This is a genomic window from Streptomyces sp. NPDC033221 (assembly GCF_055577005.1).
The window spans coordinates 99815-117630 of sequence record NZ_JBVIQN010000014.1; the positions used below are offsets into that span (position 1 = coordinate 99815).

Annotated in this window: 19 protein-coding genes and 1 pseudogene; 8 read left to right on the forward strand and 12 right to left on the reverse strand. The window is 70.9% G+C overall.

The genetic code is table 11. The features are described 5' to 3' along the window. The first annotated feature begins 56 nt into the window (after window positions 1-56). On the forward strand, window positions 57-758 hold the full coding sequence (locus tag ACZ53K_RS20135) for a class I SAM-dependent methyltransferase (RefSeq protein WP_468838163.1): 702 nt from the start codon (window positions 57-59) through the stop codon (window positions 756-758). A gap of 14 nt (window positions 759-772) precedes the next feature. Here the strand turns inward: ACZ53K_RS20135 and ACZ53K_RS20140 are convergent, their stop codons facing one another. The 6 genes from ACZ53K_RS20140 to ACZ53K_RS20165 all read right to left on the reverse strand — a co-directional run bounded on the left by ACZ53K_RS20140 (window position 773) and on the right by ACZ53K_RS20165 (window position 7527). Then, entirely contained in the window at window positions 773-1483 is a 711-nt protein-coding gene (locus tag ACZ53K_RS20140) for a DUF5825 family protein (protein ID WP_468838165.1), read from the reverse strand. Beyond that, window positions 1480-3387, reverse strand: coding sequence for a RiPP maturation radical SAM C-methyltransferase (locus tag ACZ53K_RS20145; protein ID WP_468838168.1), 1908 nt, complete (start codon window positions 3385-3387; stop codon window positions 1480-1482). The genes ACZ53K_RS20140 and ACZ53K_RS20145 overlap by 4 nt, the downstream gene beginning before the upstream one ends. 61 nt (window positions 3388-3448) lie before the next feature. After that, the gene (locus ACZ53K_RS20150) at window positions 3449-4249 is read right to left on the reverse strand and encodes a hypothetical protein (RefSeq protein ID WP_468838170.1); all 801 of its coding nucleotides are present in this window, start codon (window positions 4247-4249) and stop codon (window positions 3449-3451) included. After that, window positions 4246-5250, reverse strand: coding sequence for a multinuclear nonheme iron-dependent oxidase (locus ACZ53K_RS20155; RefSeq protein ID WP_468838173.1), 1005 nt, complete (start codon window positions 5248-5250; stop codon window positions 4246-4248). The genes ACZ53K_RS20150 and ACZ53K_RS20155 overlap by 4 nt, the downstream gene beginning before the upstream one ends. Then, window positions 5247-7247 (reverse strand): B12-binding domain-containing radical SAM protein, encoded by a 2001-nt coding sequence (locus ACZ53K_RS20160; RefSeq protein WP_468838176.1) that lies wholly within the window; start codon window positions 7245-7247, stop codon window positions 5247-5249. Before ACZ53K_RS20160 ends, ACZ53K_RS20155 begins: the two co-directional genes overlap by 4 nt. A 127-nt stretch (window positions 7248-7374) precedes the next feature. Then, window positions 7375-7527 (reverse strand): hypothetical protein, encoded by a 153-nt coding sequence (locus ACZ53K_RS20165; RefSeq protein WP_468838178.1) that lies wholly within the window; start codon window positions 7525-7527, stop codon window positions 7375-7377. A gap of 308 nt (window positions 7528-7835) precedes the next feature. Here ACZ53K_RS20165 and ACZ53K_RS20170 point away from each other — a divergent pair, with 308 nt between their 5' ends. Beyond that, complete coding sequence (locus tag ACZ53K_RS20170; RefSeq protein ID WP_468838181.1) at window positions 7836-8471, forward strand: class I SAM-dependent methyltransferase; 636 nt, start codon at window positions 7836-7838, stop codon at window positions 8469-8471. Between the two features lie 143 nt (window positions 8472-8614). Here the strand turns inward: ACZ53K_RS20170 and ACZ53K_RS20175 are convergent, their stop codons facing one another. Then, window positions 8615-9223, reverse strand: a complete 609-nt coding sequence (locus ACZ53K_RS20175) for a hypothetical protein (protein WP_468838183.1) — start codon at window positions 9221-9223, stop codon at window positions 8615-8617. 255 nt (window positions 9224-9478) lie between these two features. Here ACZ53K_RS20175 and ACZ53K_RS20180 point away from each other — a divergent pair, with 255 nt between their 5' ends. The 3 genes from ACZ53K_RS20180 to ACZ53K_RS20190 all read left to right on the forward strand — a co-directional run bounded on the left by ACZ53K_RS20180 (window position 9479) and on the right by ACZ53K_RS20190 (window position 11719). After that, on the forward strand, window positions 9479-10624 hold the full coding sequence (locus tag ACZ53K_RS20180) for a sensor histidine kinase (RefSeq protein WP_468838185.1): 1146 nt from the start codon (window positions 9479-9481) through the stop codon (window positions 10622-10624). Window positions 10625-10738: 114 nt separating this feature from the next. Then, window positions 10739-11272: a response regulator gene (locus ACZ53K_RS20185; protein WP_468838188.1), complete on the forward strand. Its 534-nt coding sequence runs from the start codon at window positions 10739-10741 to the stop codon at window positions 11270-11272. A 102-nt stretch (window positions 11273-11374) separates the two neighbouring features. Continuing rightward, complete coding sequence (locus tag ACZ53K_RS20190) at window positions 11375-11719, forward strand: hypothetical protein (RefSeq protein ID WP_468838191.1); 345 nt, start codon at window positions 11375-11377, stop codon at window positions 11717-11719. A gap of 79 nt (window positions 11720-11798) precedes the next feature. Here the strand turns inward: ACZ53K_RS20190 and ACZ53K_RS20195 are convergent, their stop codons facing one another. After that, window positions 11799-12065: a hypothetical protein gene (locus ACZ53K_RS20195; protein WP_468838194.1), complete on the reverse strand. Its 267-nt coding sequence runs from the start codon at window positions 12063-12065 to the stop codon at window positions 11799-11801. A gap of 257 nt (window positions 12066-12322) precedes the next feature. Between ACZ53K_RS20195 and ACZ53K_RS20200 the strand changes: the two are divergent. Then, window positions 12323-12460, forward strand: a pseudogene (locus ACZ53K_RS20200) (DNA-binding response regulator); the annotation flags it as partial. Between the two features lie 132 nt (window positions 12461-12592). Here ACZ53K_RS20200 and ACZ53K_RS20205 read toward each other — a convergent pair. From ACZ53K_RS20205 to ACZ53K_RS20220, 4 genes are all read right to left on the reverse strand, one after another. Beyond that, window positions 12593-13282 (reverse strand): DUF1345 domain-containing protein, encoded by a 690-nt coding sequence (locus ACZ53K_RS20205; RefSeq protein ID WP_468838197.1) that lies wholly within the window; start codon window positions 13280-13282, stop codon window positions 12593-12595. Continuing rightward, a complete protein-coding gene (locus tag ACZ53K_RS20210; protein ID WP_468838200.1) occupies window positions 13279-14127 on the reverse strand; it encodes an urease accessory protein UreD in 849 nt (282 codons plus the stop codon). Before ACZ53K_RS20210 ends, ACZ53K_RS20205 begins: the two co-directional genes overlap by 4 nt. Before the next feature lie 38 nt (window positions 14128-14165). Continuing rightward, complete coding sequence (locus ACZ53K_RS20215) at window positions 14166-14885, reverse strand: dienelactone hydrolase family protein (RefSeq protein ID WP_468838203.1); 720 nt, start codon at window positions 14883-14885, stop codon at window positions 14166-14168. A 358-nt stretch (window positions 14886-15243) separates the two neighbouring features. Next, window positions 15244-15417, reverse strand: coding sequence for a hypothetical protein (locus ACZ53K_RS20220; protein ID WP_468838205.1), 174 nt, complete (start codon window positions 15415-15417; stop codon window positions 15244-15246). Window positions 15418-15949: 532 nt separating this feature from the next. Here ACZ53K_RS20220 and ACZ53K_RS20225 point away from each other — a divergent pair. Together ACZ53K_RS20225 and ACZ53K_RS20230 are read left to right on the forward strand one after the other, a co-directional pair. Beyond that, window positions 15950-17113, forward strand: a complete 1164-nt coding sequence (locus ACZ53K_RS20225) for an amidohydrolase family protein (RefSeq protein WP_468838208.1) — start codon at window positions 15950-15952, stop codon at window positions 17111-17113. After that, on the forward strand, window positions 17113-17802 hold the full coding sequence (locus ACZ53K_RS20230) for an O-methyltransferase (RefSeq protein WP_468838211.1): 690 nt from the start codon (window positions 17113-17115) through the stop codon (window positions 17800-17802). Before ACZ53K_RS20225 ends, ACZ53K_RS20230 begins: the two co-directional genes overlap by 1 nt. Window positions 17803-17816: the final 14 nt, after the last annotated feature.

A 17816-nucleotide genomic window follows, 5' to 3' on the forward strand; every position in this document is an offset into this window, starting at 1 on the left:
CACACCGGGGGGCCTTCCGCAGCACTTCTCCACATGACTCGACACGGGAGCGTCAGATGGGCGAGAGGGCACACGGGCCCGCACATCGTGGAGAGGGCAGCGGCCCCGGGGCATTCACGCCGGACGGGAACGCGGTGGAGCTGTACTCCAGGCTCCCCGCCGGAGCCGAACCGGAGATCATAGGCCGGGCCGTGCCGCCGGGGGCTTCGGTACTCGAACTGGGCGCGGGCGCCGGGCGGGTGACCCATGCGCTCCTGGAGCGCGGCTATCGAGTGGTCGCCGTGGACGAGTCGCAGGAGATGCTCAGCCGGGTCGAGGGAGCCCGTACGGTGCACAGCTCCATCGAGGAACTGGATCTCGGCGAGCAGTTCGACGCCGTGCTCCTCACGTCCCATCTGCTCAACACCGCCGAGCCGACCTCACGCGACGCGATGCTGCGCAGCTGTCGCCGTCATGTGGCGCCGGGAGGCCGGGTGTTGCTGGAGCGTCAGGGCGAGGACTGGTATGGACCCCACAGGGCACCAGTCGGCCGGGAGCGCGCGGGCATCCGCATGCGGATCGTCTCCGTGGACCACTCGGAGCCCGGCATCACCGACGTACGTATCGAGTACGAGATCGACGGCATGCGGTGGACCCACTCCTTCCGCGCCCGGGACGTCCCGGACGCGACGCTGAAGCGCATGCTGACGGCCGCCGGGCTCCGTCTGACCCGGTATCTCACCGAGGACCACAGCTGGGTGGAAGCGGTGCCCGTCTGAGGCTCGCCGTCCGCCTACGGAATGGTGGTGCTCAGCGGCCAGCGGCGGATCCGGTACGGCGTCCACCACAGGAAGCGTCCCGCCCGGTGGATCAGGCCGGGTGGCAGATACCGCGCGACGACCGAAGGGGGCACGCCGGTTTCCGGCAGGCCGCGCAGCAGGGCCTGGATCAGCTGGTCGTGCTGGTGCGTACGGATGACGAGGCGCTTGAACGAGCCGCTGCGACGGTCGCGGATCTCGATGAAACCGGGGCCGCGGCGGTATCCGCACTTCGCCGCGTGGAACGAGTCGCGCCATTGGACGGCGATGTCGTCACCGGAGCCGCTGAAAGCACCGGAGCCGCCGGAGCCGTCACGGAACACGGCGGTGGGCGGGTGGAGGTGGCTGAGCGGCTGCCAGTCATCCGATGTGCCGGCCCCGGCCCCGGTACGGGCTCCGGGCAGGCGCAGCGTCCAGTCGACGGCGATGCCGAAAGCGGTGAGTTCGCGGACGGCGGCCAGGGCCGTCACCGCGGCGGCGCCGTCGCGATCCGTCAGATCGACGGTCCGGGGGAGCCGGGCGAACTGGACGTGGTGGGCGGCGAGGTCCGCGACGGCGCTCACCTGATCGCCGATCAGGTCGACGGTGCCCGCGTACACCCCCGGAATGTCCCTGGCCGCCGGGTCGCGTTCCTTCCATACGGCCAGGGTCACCGGCGCGGGAGCCCGGGTGGCGAGCGGGCTCATCGGATTCCTCCGGCGGCGAGGGCCGGGGCGAGGGGCTCGGCGCTGTGCAGGCGGCTGCCGTCCAGGCGCATCAGATCCTGGTTGGCGACCGCCGGCGCGACATGGATGTACTGGCCGCCGTCGGTGAAGACGAGGCCGAGACGGCGCCAGCGGGCGAGGAGTTCACCGATCCGGCTCTCGGTCGCGTCCGCGTGCCGGGCAGCGGCCTTGTGCAGCACGGAGGCGGGGGAGTGCGGCATGTCGAGGAGGCGGAAGACGGTCATCTCCAGCGGGTCCGTCAGGTCGAGGAGGTGCCAGGTGAAGCCGGGGCGGGTGTCGACGAGGACGATGCGGTCTCCGAGGTCGCAGTGGGTCAGACGGCAGTGCACATAGGCGTCCTTCCAGCCGCTCACGGCCTGCTTCAGGCGGGCCAGGCAGGACGGGGGGATGCCGCGTTTGGGGGAGTCGAAGAGGTAGACCAGGTCGGCGAGTTCGGACTCGGGCAGGTTGTAGATGTGGTGGTAGTGGGAGGCGGGGCGCAAGGTGTCGAAGCCGAGTTCGGGGCGGTCGAAGTAGGGGCTGAAGCGTTCGACCTTGATGCGGGTGGCGTTGAAGGGCGGGGTGAGGTGGTGCAGGGCGGGGACCTGGTCGCAGATCCCGTCGTAGTCCTCCTCCGATTCGCCGGGGAAGCCGTAGAGGTAGTTCCAGTTCAGGTTCATGCCGACGGTCTCCGCGTCACGCAGCAGCCGGACGTTCTGGCAGCCGGTCACGCCCTTGTCCATGATCTTCAGCACCCGGCTGCTGAGGTTCTCCACACCGGCCTGGATGTAGCCGATGCCGGCCGCGTGCAGCGTCCGGAGCTGTTCGCGCCGCAAATTCGACTTGATCTCGTAGCACAGCCGCAGGTCGTGGCCGGACTCCTGGAGCCGGGGCGCCATCGAGGTGAGGTAGGCCATGTCGAGGATGTTGTCGGTGACCCACACGTCGAGGATGCGGTACCGCTCGACCAGACCGAGGATCTCGTCGACGAACCGCTGCGGATTCTTGCTGCGGAACTCCATGAACGAACCGTTGAGCCCGCAGAACGTGCAGTGGTGTTTCTCGCCCCACCAGCACCCGCGCGCGCCCTCCACCACGAGGCGGGGCTCCACCCAGCTGCCCGCGGTGGACCGCGCGTGGCGGTCGAAGTAGTCACCGTACTCGGGGGTGACCAGCGCCGCCGGAGGCAGGGGTTTGGCCTCCATGGGGTTGGCGACGCAGCGGCCGCCGGTGTCCCGCCAGCACAGTCCGGAGACCCCCGAGAGGTCGCCGCCGTCCCGGAGCGCGGCCAGCAGCTGGGGGAACGTCGCCTCGCCCTCGCCGCGTACGACGAAGTCGACGAACGGGAAGTTGCGGTGCAGTGCCGCGCCCTGCGGGCCGTCGCAGTTCGCGCCGCCGAACACGGTCAGGGCGTGCGGAGCGTGGGCCTTGACCGCGCGGGCGGTGGCGAGGGCGGCGGCGTTCTGCGCGAACGTCGTGGTGAAGCCGACGACGTCGGGCGCGGCGGCGGCGATCCCGGCGGCGGTGTCCCGCACGAACAGCGGGGCGAGTTCATGCAGTTCCCGGGCCTTGGCGAGCAGGTGCTCGGGCACTCGCTCGCCCAGCGACTCGGTGAACTCCGTGACGTTCCAGCGGGGGGACTCGTTGAGGGCGGCCGAGAAGATCCACTCACTGTGTCCGGAGAAGTACGAGCCGGCGCAGAAGTCGTACTCCTCGAACGTCAAGCCGGTGCGTACCGTCAGCCAGTCGACATAATCGAGGTTGGCATGCACGACGTCGATCCAGGCGTCCGGGAAGACGTCGAGGACCCGGCGTTTGAGGATGCCCAGAGCCAGCGACGGGGCGTCGATCGCCGACCACGGCATGTCCACCAACACGATGCGCATGACAGTCCGTTCCCTTTCTCGCCGAGGCCGTCCGGCGGGCGCGCCGACGTGGGCGGCCGCCTCACCAGAGCCCGCGCCGGGACAGCGCGTGGCGGGCGGCGTCGCCCTCGGCCGATGGGGTGGTCTCGAATGCCGCGGCGATCTGCGCGGAGACGGCTCCGCGCGTGACCCCGGCGGGTGTGGCGAAGTACGCGTAGGCCACCGGCTCCCCGTTCTCCCGCCGGGCGGCGGCCGTCGGACGGTGCGCCCAGGAGGCGACGGAGCGGGGCGTATACCGGCGCAGGGCCGCATGGCCCCGGCCGGTCGTGACGATTGCCTCGGCGGCGATGTCGAACGACAGCGGCTGCTCGCAGACCAGCGCCGTGAACAGGGCCGTCAACAGTTCGTGCGTGAGGGTCTCGCACAGTACGACGGGCGTGTCCATGCCCGCGCTCGCGAGCCGGTCCCGGTGCGCGGCGACGAAGCCGAGCAGATACGAGGCGAACGCCTCCTCGACGGACAGTCCGCGCCCGGCGTAGGGAACGAGCCGGAACCCGCCGAACTCCTCGGAGCGGAGGAACCCGGTGAGCAGTTCCGCGTCCGTGACACCCGCCGCCGCGAGGATACGCAGGCTGCGCGGGAACGCGGAGGCGAGGCCGCCGTTCCCGCCCAGCTTCCAGATCGCGGTGCGGAACTGGCGGGCGGCACTGTCGAGCTCGGCGAGGTCGACCGTTTCCAGGCATTCCAGCTCACCGGCTCCCGAGGCGACCGCCGCGGCGCCCTCGGCGGCCAGGCGTTGCCGGAGACGTTCGTCCAGCAGCAGCCGCATCAGCAGGTCGGTGAGCTGCTGACCGTCCAGCTGCGGGCCGGGTGACGTCCTCATGGGGCCCCCTGTCCCTGCCGCTCACCCTGCCACTCGGCGACCAGCGCCTTGAGCCGGTCGTAATTGCGCCGGGACTTCTCCACCAGCCGGCCGTCCTCCCGGAACACCGGGTCTTCGTAGGTGACGCCGGTGAGCTGCGGACACCGGGCCAGCAGATGGGCGGTGAGGTCGATCTGCTCGTCGAGGAGCACGCCGTGGTGCAGATCGCGGAACCTTCCGTTGACGATCTGGCAGCCTGACAGGTGGAGTTCACGGCAGCGGCGCAGCGGCAGCGCCTCCAGCCCGTCGAACATGTGCCGGCCGGTGCGGCCGCACAGCCACTGGTAACTGAGCAGGTGGCCGACGTCCAGCGTCACCCACACATCGGCGTCGTCGGCCAGCCTGGCGAAGTACGCGAACGCGTCGAGGCCGCCCAGCGCGAATGAGCCGCCCTCGGTGAAGCCGGGGAACTCGACATGCAGCGGCGGCACCAGGAGCCGCGCGGCCTCGGCCGCGTTACGGGTGGCGATCTCCAGCCCGGGGCCGGTCAGCGGCGGCGGCAGCGGATACGGCAGCGGACAGCCGCGCAGACTCCAGATCCCCAGGTCCTCCACCACCCAGGCGAAGCCGTACCGGGCGTGCAGCTCATTGGCGAACTCGGCGGCCGGCCGGCGGTCATAGCGCTCGGGGGTGCCCATGTTGAGCTCGGTGTGGTGGAAGGCCCGGGGAAGGCCGGCCGGCAGTGCCTGCCCGAACCGGTCGTAGGCGCGGATGTAGTCCACTGCCCGGGGGAGAGCACGGGAGCGTGGCTGGAAGGAGTGGGCCGCGTAGCCGAAGTCACCGCCGTGGCGTCGGAAGAAGGCCCGCAGCCGGGGGTGGATGTCGCCACCGTCGTCCGTGTCGACGAAGCCGGCACCACGCCCGCCGGTGCCCTTGCCGGACCACGGCATGTCCACGAGGACACCGAGGCCCAGCCGGTGCGTCGACGCGGTGCCTGCGGCGGTGGGGGAGGGTGCGGTCACGTTGGCCTCCTGATGCACCGGGCGGCCGCTGCCGCGCCCACCGCCGGGTACGGCTCGGCGGCCGAGACGTCCACCAGACGCGTCAGCAGCCGCTGTCCACGGGCGGTGCAGGCCGTGAGCAGGCCGTCGGGGCGCTGTTCGACATCGCGGCGCGGCAGCGCGTAGAACTGCTCCCACACCAGGTCGGCGAGCACGATGCGGCCGGGCACCGCGTCGAGATGCGCGGGCACGGTACGTACCCACGGATGCGGCCGCGCGGCGTCGGCCGGGTGGGAGCCGCCGCGATCGGCCGCGCGGAGCGACGGCGGGTGAACGGCGCTCACCCGGCCGGGCCGCACCACCTGGAAGACCCGCTCCAGGCGGGCGAGGGCTTCGGTGCGCGTCGGACCGCCGTGGACCGTCAGCGGGTAGCCGACCCGGCCGGCGAGGTAGCTCAGTTCGGGATTCCCGGCCAGTCGGCCCGAAGTGTCCAGTGAGAGCCCGAAGCGCTCCGGGGCCTGTGCGAGCCTGCTGCCCGGTTCGGGCACCATGAGTTCGAGCGCGTCGATGCCGAGGTGCCGCTCGTTGGCGACCAGGAACCGCAACGACTCCTCGAACTCCTCCGGTCGCTCGTCCAGGACGTGCCCCATCACCGAGAACCGCAGGGTGATCCCCGCCCCGGTGACGTTGTCCACGATCCGCTGATAGTCGGCCGCGCGTACGCCTCGGTCCATCAGGTCGAGCAGGCGCTGCGAGTTCCCCTCGTACCCGACGGCGATCATCGCGCAGCCCACGTCGGCCAGCGCCCGGCAGAACGCCGGGTCGGCCAGGCTGGACTCCAGCCGGCTGCGCACCCCGAACCGCACCCGCACGCCACGCTCGCGCACCACGCGCATCGCCTTCGAGATCAGGCGCAGGTTGGTGTTCTCGTCCACGATCGCCACGGACCGCGTCCCCGTGTCGCGGACCACCCTCTCGACCGCGTCGGCGACCTGCCGCACAGTGGCCTGCTGGTAGGTGCCGGGCCGCAGTGACCGGTTGCCGTACGCGCAGAACACGCACCGCCCCCAGTAGCAGCCGACGCAGGAGACGATCGCCGCTTCCATGCCCTCGTTGAGGTACGAGCGGACCGGCAGGCCGAGGTGGTCGGGCGGCCCGAGGTCGTGGAAACGCAGGCTCGGCATCCGGCGGGAGCGGTCGGCGGCCCCCGAGCGCGGCAACCAGGTCATGCCGGGCACCGCGGCCGGGGGAATCGTTCCGTCGAGGGCGTCGAGCCAGCGTTCGAGTGGTTCTTCCCCGGCGGTCCAGCACAGTGCGTCGACCGTACGGCGGAGGCCGGGCAGATCCGCGAGGTCCGCGTCGCGGAGCATCACCTGCTGCCCACCCAGACAGATCTTGACGCGCGGGCGGAGTCTCCTGATCCAGGCGGCGATCAGCAGGGCGGGCCCGAGCTGGCTGAAGAACGCCACCGACAGCCCGACCACACGCGGCGGATGGCGGGACAGCAGCTCGTCCACCAGCCGGTGAAGCACCTCCACCGCGGGCCCGGACGCGGCGGGCGGCAGATCCGCCGCCCGCCGCACCGCATCGTCGAGCTCTTCGAGGTCGCGCCAGGTCGAGGTCAGGAAGGTGCCCCGTACGAACAGTTCGTGCGCCTGCCGGGCGAGCCGCACCGACCGGGCGGTGCCGAGCTCGCCCGTTGACGACTTCCGCATGACATGTGCGCGGATCTCATGGAGGTACCGGTCGACGGTACGGGCGGTCTCCCTGCGGTACCAGCCGCTCATACCGTCACAGCCCTGGCCGTGCACCGCGGCCTCCAGCAGCCCTGGAGCGCGCAGCAGTTCATGCAGCAGGGCGATGTTGAGGTCGGCCTGGTGCACACGCCGGCCTTTGCGCCGCAGGTGGCCGGTCAGATAGGGCAGGCTCAGATACGGAAAGAACCTGGCCTCGGTCTGCGGCGGGAAGAGGAGGAGTACGTCGACGGGGGCACCGTCCACCGCCGGTACGCGCGGCACGACCCACCTCCTTGCCCGACGGACGGCCGTACATCAAGGTGCGCTCCGCGTGGCTGCGTGACGCAGCGCGGAACCCCGGGAACGACCGGGCCAGAACCGCTCTCGACCCGCCGAAACGGGACGGACCTCAATCGGCGGTCTCGTAGATGTCCTCCGCCACGATATAGGCATAGGCGTGATAAGCGCCGCCGAGCTTCAGTTCCTTGGAATCAATCACTTCCAGCTCGTCGAGCTCCGAGAATTCATCCTCGACGGTCGCTTCGGGGTGCAGAGCGGTCATGACCCCTCCCTGATGGGAGCATGGCAGATTGTTGATGGTCGGATGGAAGATCGGTTTCGCGCCGATTCCGAGTCGCACCGCGTGCGCGTAGCCGGAGCGGCTCCCGGCCCACGGTATTCCGAGCCGCCGGAGGTCACAACTACGAAGGAGCCGCGGGTTTGCCGTATCCATTCATGACCGGCTGACGGTGACCCGGTGGCCCCAGGCGAAACCCGAAATGCCTTCCCGTAGCACGCACTCCGCTTCCGAACGGTGCGGCCCCGCACGCCGGTCTTGACCGCTCGCAAGAACAAACAGAACATCCCGCAATGGGAAAGCCACGGGACATGAAGACCATGACGGCGCGGGAATGGGACCTGACCTATCAATTCGGCGACCCGGTGTGGGACGAGCCGCCCACCGCGCCCCTTGCCCGCCTGCTCGCCCGCCACGCGCCGCCGCCCGCGGAAGTGATCGACGTGGGATGCGGGCTGGGCGCCACCGCACGCTGGCTCGCCGAGCACGGATACCAGGCCACCGGATGCGACTTCTCGTCACGCGCGATCGAACTGGCCCGCGCCCGCACCCCCGAGACGCTGTCCGCCCGGTTCGCGATCGCCGACGTCACCCACGTACCACCGGCGCTCGGCCGGTTTCCGGTGGTACTGGAGCGGGGCGTACTGCATGCCATACCGCAGACGCCGGACAGGCGTCACTTCGTCGCGGCGATGGCGCGTGTCTGCCTCCCGGGAGGCCTCTGGATCCACGTGGGCGCGAGCGCCACCACCGTGGACGTGGAGCGCTGCGTGGCGCGCGGCCCCTCGCGTATGGCCGAACAGACCTTTCTCGCCCTGGTCGAGCCCCATTTCACCGCTCTGGAGATCGACTACGCACCGTTCGGCAGCCGCTTGGCCACCTGGGAGGCGCGGCACGCCGTACTCCGCCGTCGGGCGGCTTCCGGATAGACCTCGCCCCCGCCCCGGCCACCCGCGTACGGACCTGGACGTCAGCCACCGATGCGACGGATCGGCGCGGTGCCGGACGCGCAGCGCGGGAGCATCCGGCACGCACACGGGAGCAACTGGCACGCGGGAGCACCCAACGCGCCTCACCGGCGTCCGGCGAGAGTGCCCGCCCGTGGGGCCGCCGTCCAGGTGGACCGCCACAGGGCGGATGCGAGACAGGCCAGGGTGGCGCCGACCACGATGTGCAGGGCGCCGGTCAGCGCGGAGCCGGGCCCGGCGGTCAGGAACGCGAAGAGGGGAAGCGCTGTCGCGTACGCCCATGACGAGACGCGCGGAAACACCCGGGCACGGAGCATCGCCGCCCCGAACAGGGCGCAGCCCACGGCGAAGACGGCCGCGGAGCCGATGAGCGCGGGAACCGTGGGGCCCGTCAGGGCCTTATCGACGACCGCCTCGTCGAAGTAGAACAGTACGAGGTTCGAGGCGAACGCGGCGCCGCCGAACAGGCCGAGACCGATGAGGTTGACGGCGTAGGCCGTCTCCCCGAAGCGGCCCGTGACCGCGCTCTGGCGCCGGTGCAGCGCGGTCAGCAACGGCAGCGCGAACGCGGGGGACAGAGCGAGGAAGAAGCTGGTCGCCGCGGTCTCCCCGGTGAAGATCTCGACGAGTGCGGGCAGGGCGATGAGCAGGCCGGCCAGCGCGCCGGACAGCGTCCCGATACGGGCGGCCCGGTCGGACAAGGTGGTGGGCATGAGGGCACTCCTGGATGTCGAAGGACGGCCCCGGCGTGGAGCCCCGTGAGCCGGGGCCGAGAACGCTAGGCAGCCGCGGCCGCCCGCGGCAGGTGAAGGACGGCGAGACCCTCCGCCGGAAGACACCCGCCCCGCCGCTGCCGCACGGCTGGCCGGCACGTACCGCTCGGCCACTTCCGCCTGCGGCCGCCGCGGGCCCTCGCCCCCCGGCGGCTGCCCGCCTAGCCTGGGCGGCGTGCGGGAGGGGGTGGGCGCATGGCAGCGTACGTACCGGTGCCGTGGGTGCCGCCCGCGCTGTACGCCGCGGTGCTCGTCGGCGGTCTCTACTACGCGGTGGCTGGCCTCGCCCCCGGCCCGCCGCTGTGGCGCACGGCGGGGTTCGTCACGGGGCTCGCGGCGCTGGCCACCTTGGAGGCCGTGGCGCGGCGTGGGATCCCCGTCCGGGCGTGCCTGCCGCTGCTCGCTCGGGGCGTTCTGATCGCGGTCGTGGTCGCCCTCGACGCATCAGGCCTGGCCCGCACCCTCTTCGTGCTGCTGCCGTTCACCGCCTACTTCGTCTTCGGACGCTGCACAGCACTCGCCCTGGCGGCGCTGTGCGTGGCCGGACTCCTCACCGGATACGTGGTGACCGCGCCTGGCTGGTACCGCGAAGCGGAGCGCGTCTCCGACCTGCTGATGCTCTGCGTCGGTCTCATCCTCGCGCTCTCCACGGCGGCCGTCGCCATCGGCGAACAACGGGGTCGGCGCGCCCTGGAACAGTACGCCGCGCAGGTCGCGGAACTCTCCGCGGCGGCCGAGCGCAACCGTCTCGCGCGAGACATCCACGACAGCCTCGGACACCACCTCACCGCCGTCTCCATACAGTTGGAGATCTCCTCCGAGTTCCGGGCCCTGGAGCCCGACTCCGCCCAGCGAGCGGTCGACGAGGCACGACGGTCGGTGAAGCGCGCGCTGGGCGACGTACGGCAGTCCGTGCGGGCCCTGCGGGACGAGGAGGCGCTCAAGCCGCTGAGGGTGAAGCTCGCGGGCCTGGCACGCGACGGCGAGGCCCGGCCCCACGTCACCGTGCGGGTGGACGGCTCCGAGGAGGGCTACGGACCGGCGCAGCTGACCGCGCTCTACCGGGCCGCACAGGAAGGCCTCACCAACGCGCGCCGCCACGCGCGGGCCTCGCGGGTGACGGTGGCGGTTCACCTGACCGAACACATGGCACGCCTTGAGGTTTCCGACGACGGCCGCGGCTGCACCCCGGACGGAACCGCCACCGGGTTCGGGCTGCTCGGGATGCGGGAGCGGGTGCACCTGGTGGGCGGAAGCGTGGACCTCGACAGCGGCCCGGGCAGGGGCACCCGGCTGACGGTGACGGTGCCGCGAGACCACGGCGAGGAAGGCGTGACATGAGCGAGGAGGCGGCGCCGGTACGCGTACTCGTCGTGGACGACCAGCGACTCATCCGGGACGGCATCGCCTCGCTGCTGTCCATCCGGCCGGCCGTCCACGGTCGTCGGCACGGCGGTGGACGGCCGCGAAGCCGTCGCGAAGGTGCTCGAACTACGCCCGGACATCGTGCTGATGGACGTCCGGATGCCCGGGATGGACGGCGTCGAGGCGGTCGCCGTCCTGCGCGGCGAGGCGCCCGAGTGCCGGGCGGTGATGCTGACGACGTTCGACGACGAGGAGTACGTCGTCCAGGCGCTGCGCGCGGGCGCCTGCGGCTACCTGCTCAAGGACCTGCCGGCCGGCGAACTCGCCCACGCGGTCCGGCTCGCGCACGCGGGCGTCACCCAACTCGACGCCTCCGTGACCCGCCACCTCGCCGCCTCCCTGCCCTCCCGGGGTGCCGGGGCAGGGCCGGCCGTCGCCCTCAGCCCGCGCGAGATCGACATCCTGCGACTCGTGGCCCGAGGCAGGACCAACCGGGAGATCGCCGCGCAGCTCTACCTCAGCGAGGGCACCGTGAAGAACCACGTCTCCCGCATCCTCGGCCGCCTCGCCCTGCGCGACCGCACCCAGGCCGCATTGCGCGCCCGGGATTTGGGTTTGCTGTGAGCGGGGGCCGATGGGGGCGGCAACTCCCAAGCCGGCGGACCGAGAGACTTGGTATGTCCTGCCCGGCCTTGATCTGTCCGATCGCCGGAGCAAGGAGGGCCCATGGGCGGAAACGATCCGCACATCCATGTCGAAGTGAAGGCGGTCCACGACTACGCCGCTGCCCGCACCATCATGGCATCCACGTTCGGCCTGGTCGGCGACCTGCCGAGCCTCGTCACCACGGGATGCGGGCTGCGGGTGCCGTATGCGATGACCTCACCGCGTCCGGACCGCGTCACCTGCCTCGCCTGCCGTGAGCATGCGCGGCGCGCGCACCTGCGCTTCGCGGAGGACGTCGAACGCTTGAGCCGCATGCTGGGCTCGACCATCAGCCCGGCCCAGGGGAAGCTGGCCGCGGACCGGCATCGCGACCTCGCACAGCGGTTCTCCGACGGGGAGAGCTGAGTCCGTAACCGGGCAGCGGGAGTTCCCACGCCCGTACGGGCAGTCGCGCGCTACCCGGTTGCGGACTCAGCTCACCATGTCAGCCGTTGCCGGAGGGCGCCGCTCCCGCACGATTCGGCTCAGGGCAGGCGGACAGCCGGTACGTCTTCCAGCCCGGAACCAGGCGAAAGCCGACCAGGGCCAGGATGCCGAGTGCGGCCGCCGAGGACGCGGGCTCGATGACGGTGACGACGATCCCGGCTGCGAGAGCCGTGGCGCCGAGCGAGCGGCTCACCCACGCCGCCGTCCGCCCGAGTGGCCGGCCGGGGCCCATGGCCAGGCCGAGAAGGAGGGCTCCGGCGGCCATCGCCCGATGCCGAGGAGACCGAAGGCGCTGCCGAACAGGGCCTGAGCAGGCCGACCGGCCCGAAGGGCCCGGTACAGCGTGAGGTAGAGCATGACCGTGCCGGTGGCCGAGTGCGTACCCGCTGGTGTCCCGTCACCCGCTGGTGTCCCATCCCGCCGACCGGGGCGGGTTCGGGCGTTCGACGCGCTCGTACGCCTGCCGGTCATCGGGTCCACGGCCGGCACGTTCCGGGCGCCGGCCTGGCTGCCGTGGCCACGCTGACCGCCCCGGTCCGCCTCCTGATCGTCGACGACGATCCACTGGTCCGTGCCGGGCTGGCCGTCATGCTGGGCGGCACGGCCGACGTGCGCCTGGTGGGGGAGGCCTCGGACGGTACCGAGGTGGCCGCCGCGGTCGCCGCGTGCGCAACTCATCGCGCACCTGAACGCCACCGGACCCGACGCCCGGCGACACCACGCCCGGACCGCGCTGACCAGACTGAGCCGGCGGGAGCGGTTGGCCCTCCTGGTCCACGACGCCGGCCTGACCTAGCGGCTGCCCAGTACGGTGACCAGGCTCGCCACCGTGACGGTGTTGAAGACGAACGCGATGACCGTGTTCGCGGCCACCGTCCGTCGCATGTCCCGTGAGGTCACCTTGACGTCGGTGGTGCCGAATGTCGTCATTGCCGCCAAGGCGAAATAGACGTAATCGGCCCAGGCCGGGGGCTCCCCTCCGGGGAAATCAAGAGCCCGCTCGTGCTCCACCAGGTTGTCGGCCTGGAAGGTGACCGCGAAAGCCACGACCACGCAGATCCAGGCGACGACGACAAGGGCGAGAGCCACCAGCGAGCGGGGGAGGGCGGAGAATGTGGTGCTGACATGGCCGGGCAGCCACACCACGGCCACCACCAGCGCGGCGGCCGCGATGAAGAGCGACGCACCTGGTCCGGGTGCGGTCCCGAGGACGTAGCGCTGCATGAATGTGCCGCGAGCTTCGCGATGCGCCCAGGAGCGAATCTGTTCCGGAGCGGTGGTCAGAAAGGCGGCCAAGGTGATCGCGAGGTAGGGGAGCAGATAGGCGAAAAGTACGAGCACGCCGACGTCTATCGCCGAAATCCGCGCCACGCTGTCGTTGGGCAGGACCACCGCCGCGCACGCCGCGATGACCAGGCCCAGCACCGTTCGACGTCCTTCGGAAAGCCAACGATGCACGAAAGGTCCTCTCTGGACGGTCATCGTGTGACGGGGCGGCGCTGAATCGGAAGATCCCGACCGATGTTATGAGTGCTCCGCTCTTGGGAGGCGGCTTCGAGGGCGTGTCTTCGGCGCTGTCGACATGTCGATGGCGACCTGGCCACATCCGTCCCGGAAGGTGGCAGTGGCCTGTGCTGTATCGAGGAGGCGGCGCAGGTGGCGGCCGTCCGGTGCGGCGGCGGTGCCGAGGGTGGCGGGCCCGGCGAGCGGGGCGAGGAGTCCGTGGCCGTCGTCCGGTCGCGCAGTACAAGCCGTGCGGTGGGGGCGAGGTCGACAGCCCAGGTCTGCCGCAAGTTGCTGCCGGCTGTGCAAATCAGGGGCTTGGGAGCCCAGCGGAGTTCCGCGTTGTCGGCGACGGTCAGGAGGATGTCGTAGGTGGCGTGTTCCGGGGTGGCGCCCCGTAGGGCGAGGGTCGCGGCGGCGGAGGTGATGTGCAACGTGGCGCCCTGCTGGGCGGTGGCTTCGATACGCAGCCGGTCACCGCCGAGGGGCGCGCTCATGGCACCGATGACACATACGCGTGCTTCGGTGCTCCGGGAACGGAGGCACCGCAGTTCGAAGGGCCCGTCGCCGTCGAGGACGGGCAGGACGGTGGTGCCGCCCCTGGAGGCTGCCGAGATGCGGGCGGTTGCGTGGACGCCGAAGCCGGCGGCCGTGGAAACGTCAGGGTCATGCGGGGCCTGCGGTCCAGTCGGTGAGGCGTTCGCGGGCCCAGTCGGCGACCGGTTGGACGCCCCAGCCATGCCACGCCCTGCCGGCCGCCGCCGCCCCGACCAGCCGATACCGCCAGTACGGCCGTTACGATCCCGATCGAGGCGGTTGTGCATCGCCTATCGCCTGCTGCCGGCCTTCTGTCCGCCCGGCCTCACTTCAGGTGCCGGTCGAAGAACCGGTTCCCGTCTTCCACCTCGAACCACGGGGTACCGGTGTGCCCGCCCATATTGGCGTGCAGCGTCTTCTCCTTGGTGCCGAAGGCGTCGAACAGGTCCAGGGCCCGCTGGCGGGGGTTCCCTTCGTCGCCCCACTGCAGCAGGAACAGCAGCGGAATGGTGACGTGTCGGGCCTCCTCGCGCTGGGCGCGGGGCACGTAACCCCCGGCGAAGAAACCGGCGGCCGCGATGCGGGGCTCGGCCACCGCCAGCCGGATGCCGACGGCGGTCCACCCCGAGTACCCGACCGGGCCGCCGATCCCGGGCAGCGAAAGGAGGGCGTCCAGGGTGGTCCGCCATTCCGGGACCGCCTTGTCGACCAGCGGACCGATGAAGGACTCGAAGATCTCGTCGGCCGGCTCACCGGACTGCACCGCCCGTCGGAGGTCGGCGCGGGCCTGCTCGTCGGCGGCGGAACGGGGCCGGTCACCGCACCCGGGGGCGTCGATGGTGGCCACCGCGTAGCCGTACGCCGCGGACTGCCGGGCCCGGGCCACCAGCCGGGACGCCGTCCTGGGCAGGCCGTTGTTGTGAGCCATCAGGACCAGCGGAGCCGGTGCGGATCCAGGAGTCCACAGGGTGCCGGGGATCTCGCCGAGGATGAATTCGCGTTCGAGGACGCCGTCGTCGAGGCGCTGTTCGGAAGTGAACTGCATGATCGTGCCTTTCGGGAGAGCTCGTGAACGGCGCTCCCGGACGACCTATCGCCCGACCGTGACCCCGGAGGGAAGCACCCATGTCGATACTGCGTTCACGGGTACCACCTCCTCAATCTCTCGCACGGCCTCCAGAAGGCTAGCAGCCCAGCGGAATCCAGCGGGGTCCATTTTTGACACGAACTCGCGGGGCTCGGGCCTGGGCGTCCGCCCAGGCGCAGCCGCTGACCAGCGTGGACGATGGCCGCGAAGAGGGCGCCTCAGCGGGCGTGTTCGGCGTTCCGCCGCCCTGCGGCCGCGCCCGGTCCGGCGGGGTCAGCGGCTGCCCCTGTCCGGGCTCAGACGGACCTTGGGTTCGCTATGCCCGGACCCACAGCTCGGTATACGCCCAGTGGGGGTAGTTCACGCACTTGTACTTCTTCCACTTCCCGTTCTGCACGCCCCAGTCCCCGCGTTTGACGCAGGCATACCTGGAGCTGTACGAGCCTTCCTTCCACTCGTGTTCGTCCGGGGCCGGCGGGGCATCGCTCATGTGAAGCGTTCGGGAGGCGCGGCTGTCGGGCGCCGCGGCATCGCCTGCGGCTATCCCCGCAGTTCCCAGCGTGATCAGGACGGCGAGTGCGCCAGCCGTGACAGCGGTTCGTGTACGCATGACTCTCCTTATGAGTTCGGAGTCCGACGAGTACGCCATTCCCCGCAGTAAATAGTCTGAAGATGATTCCTGCGGCAGGGGAATTATTGCCGTCGAACGAGTGACGGGCATTCGGGTTAAGGGCCGCTGATCGACGTGGGGTCCCATGGAGCGTCCGACACGGAAGAGGCCGCCCGGTACGGGAGTGGTGGGGGAGTCCTCCTGTTACCTCATTGGTCGGGTGGCCCCCCTTCCCTATTCCCGCGGGGCGGGAACAATGGTCCGAAGTATCGATGGGGGACGAAAGCTGTACTCGGGCGGGTGAGCGGTCACCGGCCCGGGAACCGGCGTCCGGACCGGCGTGTGTGTGCGGGTCCGTGGGCCGTGTGCGCCGACCGACAGACCTTTCCGGGGTTTCCTGAAGGAGTGGTACATGGTCGCTCACCGTGACTACCCCGTCATTGACGCGGACAGCCACATCGTGCTCCCCGACTCCGACGACTGGTGGCGGGGGAGACTGCCCGAGAAGTACGCCGCCTGGATGCCCTCCTACCGGGACGACCGGCTGACGGCCGAGGGCCGGGTCATCGAACGGCCCTCGTCCACCTTCCACGGCCGGCCCACCCAGGCCGCCTGGTTCGGCACCGCCCAGGGCGCCACCTACACCCCCGGGAGCTGGAAGTCCGACGACCCGGCCGCCGTGGACGTGCTCGGCGCTCTCCAGCGCGGCGGCCTGGATCCCAAGGACCGGCTCACCGCCATGGATCGGGAAGGCATCAGCCGCGCCTACATCTTCCCGTCCAAGGTGCTCGGGCTGCTCCCGGCCCTGCGCAGCTCCGCCTTCGCGTACGAGGTCGCCAAGGCGTACAACGACTGGGCCCTGGCCTACTGCGCCGAGGACCGGGAGCGGCTCTTCCCGGTCGCGGCACTGCCGCAGCACGACCTCGTGCTGGCCGTGGACGAGGCGCGCCGGGCCCTGGAGCAGGGCGTACGCACCGTCATCCTGCGGCCCAACACGGTGGCCGGCACCAACATCGACGACCCGGTCTACGACCTCCTGTGGGAGTTCTGCCAGGAACACGGCGTGGCGGTCTGCTTCCACGAGGGGTTCGGGGTCGCACGCATCCCCCGCATCGGGACCGAACGCACCCACGACACCATGCAGGGGCATCTCGTCAGCCACACCTTCGAGCACATGATGGCGGTCATGCTGCTCATCACCGGCGGCGTCCTGGAGCGCTTCCCCGGAGTGCGGTTCGCCTTCATGGAGAGCGGGGCCGGCTGGGCCCCGTTCTGGCTGAACCGGATGGACGATCACGCCGAGCAGTTCGCCAAGGACCGGCCGCAGCTTCCCGAGCGGCCCAGCACCTACTTCAAGCGGCAGTGCTACCTGGGCGTGGAGCCGGAAGACCCGCTGCTGCCGATGCTGATCGAGCAGGGGCTGGCGGAGAACCTGCTGTTCGCCAGTGACTTCCCGCACTTTGACGCCAAGTTCCCCGGCGCGGTCACCGCCCTGTCCGATCGGAAGGACATCGACGAGACGGCCAAGCGGCGGCTGCTGTGCGACAACGCCCGCCGTTTCTTCGGGATCGGCTGATGGGTCGGGTGGTGCCGGGGCCGGACGCCCGGTTCGCGGCGGTCCTGAACAGGCTGGAGGAACGTTCCCTGAAGGAGCAGCGGGAGCTGGAGGCACTGCGTGCGCAGGGTGGTACCGCCCTGCGTGAACGTGCCGGTTCCTTCATGCTCGACGTCGGTCCGGATGTCGGCCGGTTTCTGAACTCCCTGGTCCGGGCGATGGCCGCGCGTACGGTCGTGGAGGTCGGGGGCTCGGTCGGCTATTCCACGCTCTGGCTCGCCGAGGCGGTGCGGGCCACCGGCGGCCGCCTGTACTCCATCGAGGTCGACCCCGCGAAACAGGCCGAGCAGCGGGACAACATGGCGGAGGCGGGTCTCGCCGACGTCGTCGAGCTGACCGCGCTGGAGGCGCCCGCTCTCGTCCCCACCGTGCCCGGCCCGGTCGACTTCGTCCTCCTGGACCACTGGAAGGAGCTGTACGTCCGGGACTTCGACGCCTGCTGGTCGGCGCTGCGGCCGGGCGGCCTGGTGGTGGCCGACAACATCCTCGTTCCGAAGAAGAACGCCGAGGTCATCGCCGCGTACCGGCGGCATGTCGGCGACGTGCCGGACGCGCAGAGCCAGGTACTGGAGATCGGGGACGGGGTGGAGTTCACCGTAAAGCGTGAAGTGCGGCCCGGCGTTCGGCGAGGGTCCGGTTCCGGGCCCTAGCGTGGCCCCGCCAC

What these genes read in the sequence shown, in the direction of transcription:
- ACZ53K_RS20135 (WP_468838163.1), top strand. Translation starts at nt 57, where the DNA reads ATGGGCGAGAGGGCACACGGGCCCGCACATCGTGGAGAGGGCAGCGGC.
- ACZ53K_RS20140 (WP_468838165.1), bottom strand. Translation starts at nt 1,483, where the DNA reads ATGAGCCCGCTCGCCACCCGGGCTCCCGCGCCGGTGACCCTGGCCGTA.
- ACZ53K_RS20145 (WP_468838168.1), bottom strand. Translation starts at nt 3,387, where the DNA reads ATGCGCATCGTGTTGGTGGACATGCCGTGGTCGGCGATCGACGCCCCG.
- ACZ53K_RS20150 (WP_468838170.1), bottom strand. Translation starts at nt 4,249, where the DNA reads ATGAGGACGTCACCCGGCCCGCAGCTGGACGGTCAGCAGCTCACCGAC.
- ACZ53K_RS20165 (WP_468838178.1), bottom strand. Translation starts at nt 7,527, where the DNA reads ATGACCGCTCTGCACCCCGAAGCGACCGTCGAGGATGAATTCTCGGAG.
- ACZ53K_RS20170 (WP_468838181.1), top strand. Translation starts at nt 7,836, where the DNA reads ATGGGAAAGCCACGGGACATGAAGACCATGACGGCGCGGGAATGGGAC.
- ACZ53K_RS20175 (WP_468838183.1), bottom strand. Translation starts at nt 9,223, where the DNA reads ATGCCCACCACCTTGTCCGACCGGGCCGCCCGTATCGGGACGCTGTCC.
- ACZ53K_RS20180 (WP_468838185.1), top strand. Translation starts at nt 9,479, where the DNA reads ATGGCAGCGTACGTACCGGTGCCGTGGGTGCCGCCCGCGCTGTACGCC.
- ACZ53K_RS20190 (WP_468838191.1), top strand. Translation starts at nt 11,375, where the DNA reads ATGGGCGGAAACGATCCGCACATCCATGTCGAAGTGAAGGCGGTCCAC.
- ACZ53K_RS20195 (WP_468838194.1), bottom strand. Translation starts at nt 12,065, where the DNA reads ATGGCCGCCGGAGCCCTCCTTCTCGGCCTGGCCATGGGCCCCGGCCGG.
- ACZ53K_RS20205 (WP_468838197.1), bottom strand. Translation starts at nt 13,282, where the DNA reads ATGACCGTCCAGAGAGGACCTTTCGTGCATCGTTGGCTTTCCGAAGGA.
- ACZ53K_RS20210 (WP_468838200.1), bottom strand. Translation starts at nt 14,127, where the DNA reads ATGCACAACCGCCTCGATCGGGATCGTAACGGCCGTACTGGCGGTATC.
- ACZ53K_RS20215 (WP_468838203.1), bottom strand. Translation starts at nt 14,885, where the DNA reads ATGCAGTTCACTTCCGAACAGCGCCTCGACGACGGCGTCCTCGAACGC.
- ACZ53K_RS20220 (WP_468838205.1), bottom strand. Translation starts at nt 15,417, where the DNA reads ATGAGCGATGCCCCGCCGGCCCCGGACGAACACGAGTGGAAGGAAGGC.
- ACZ53K_RS20225 (WP_468838208.1), top strand. Translation starts at nt 15,950, where the DNA reads ATGGTCGCTCACCGTGACTACCCCGTCATTGACGCGGACAGCCACATC.
- ACZ53K_RS20230 (WP_468838211.1), top strand. Translation starts at nt 17,113, where the DNA reads ATGGGTCGGGTGGTGCCGGGGCCGGACGCCCGGTTCGCGGCGGTCCTG.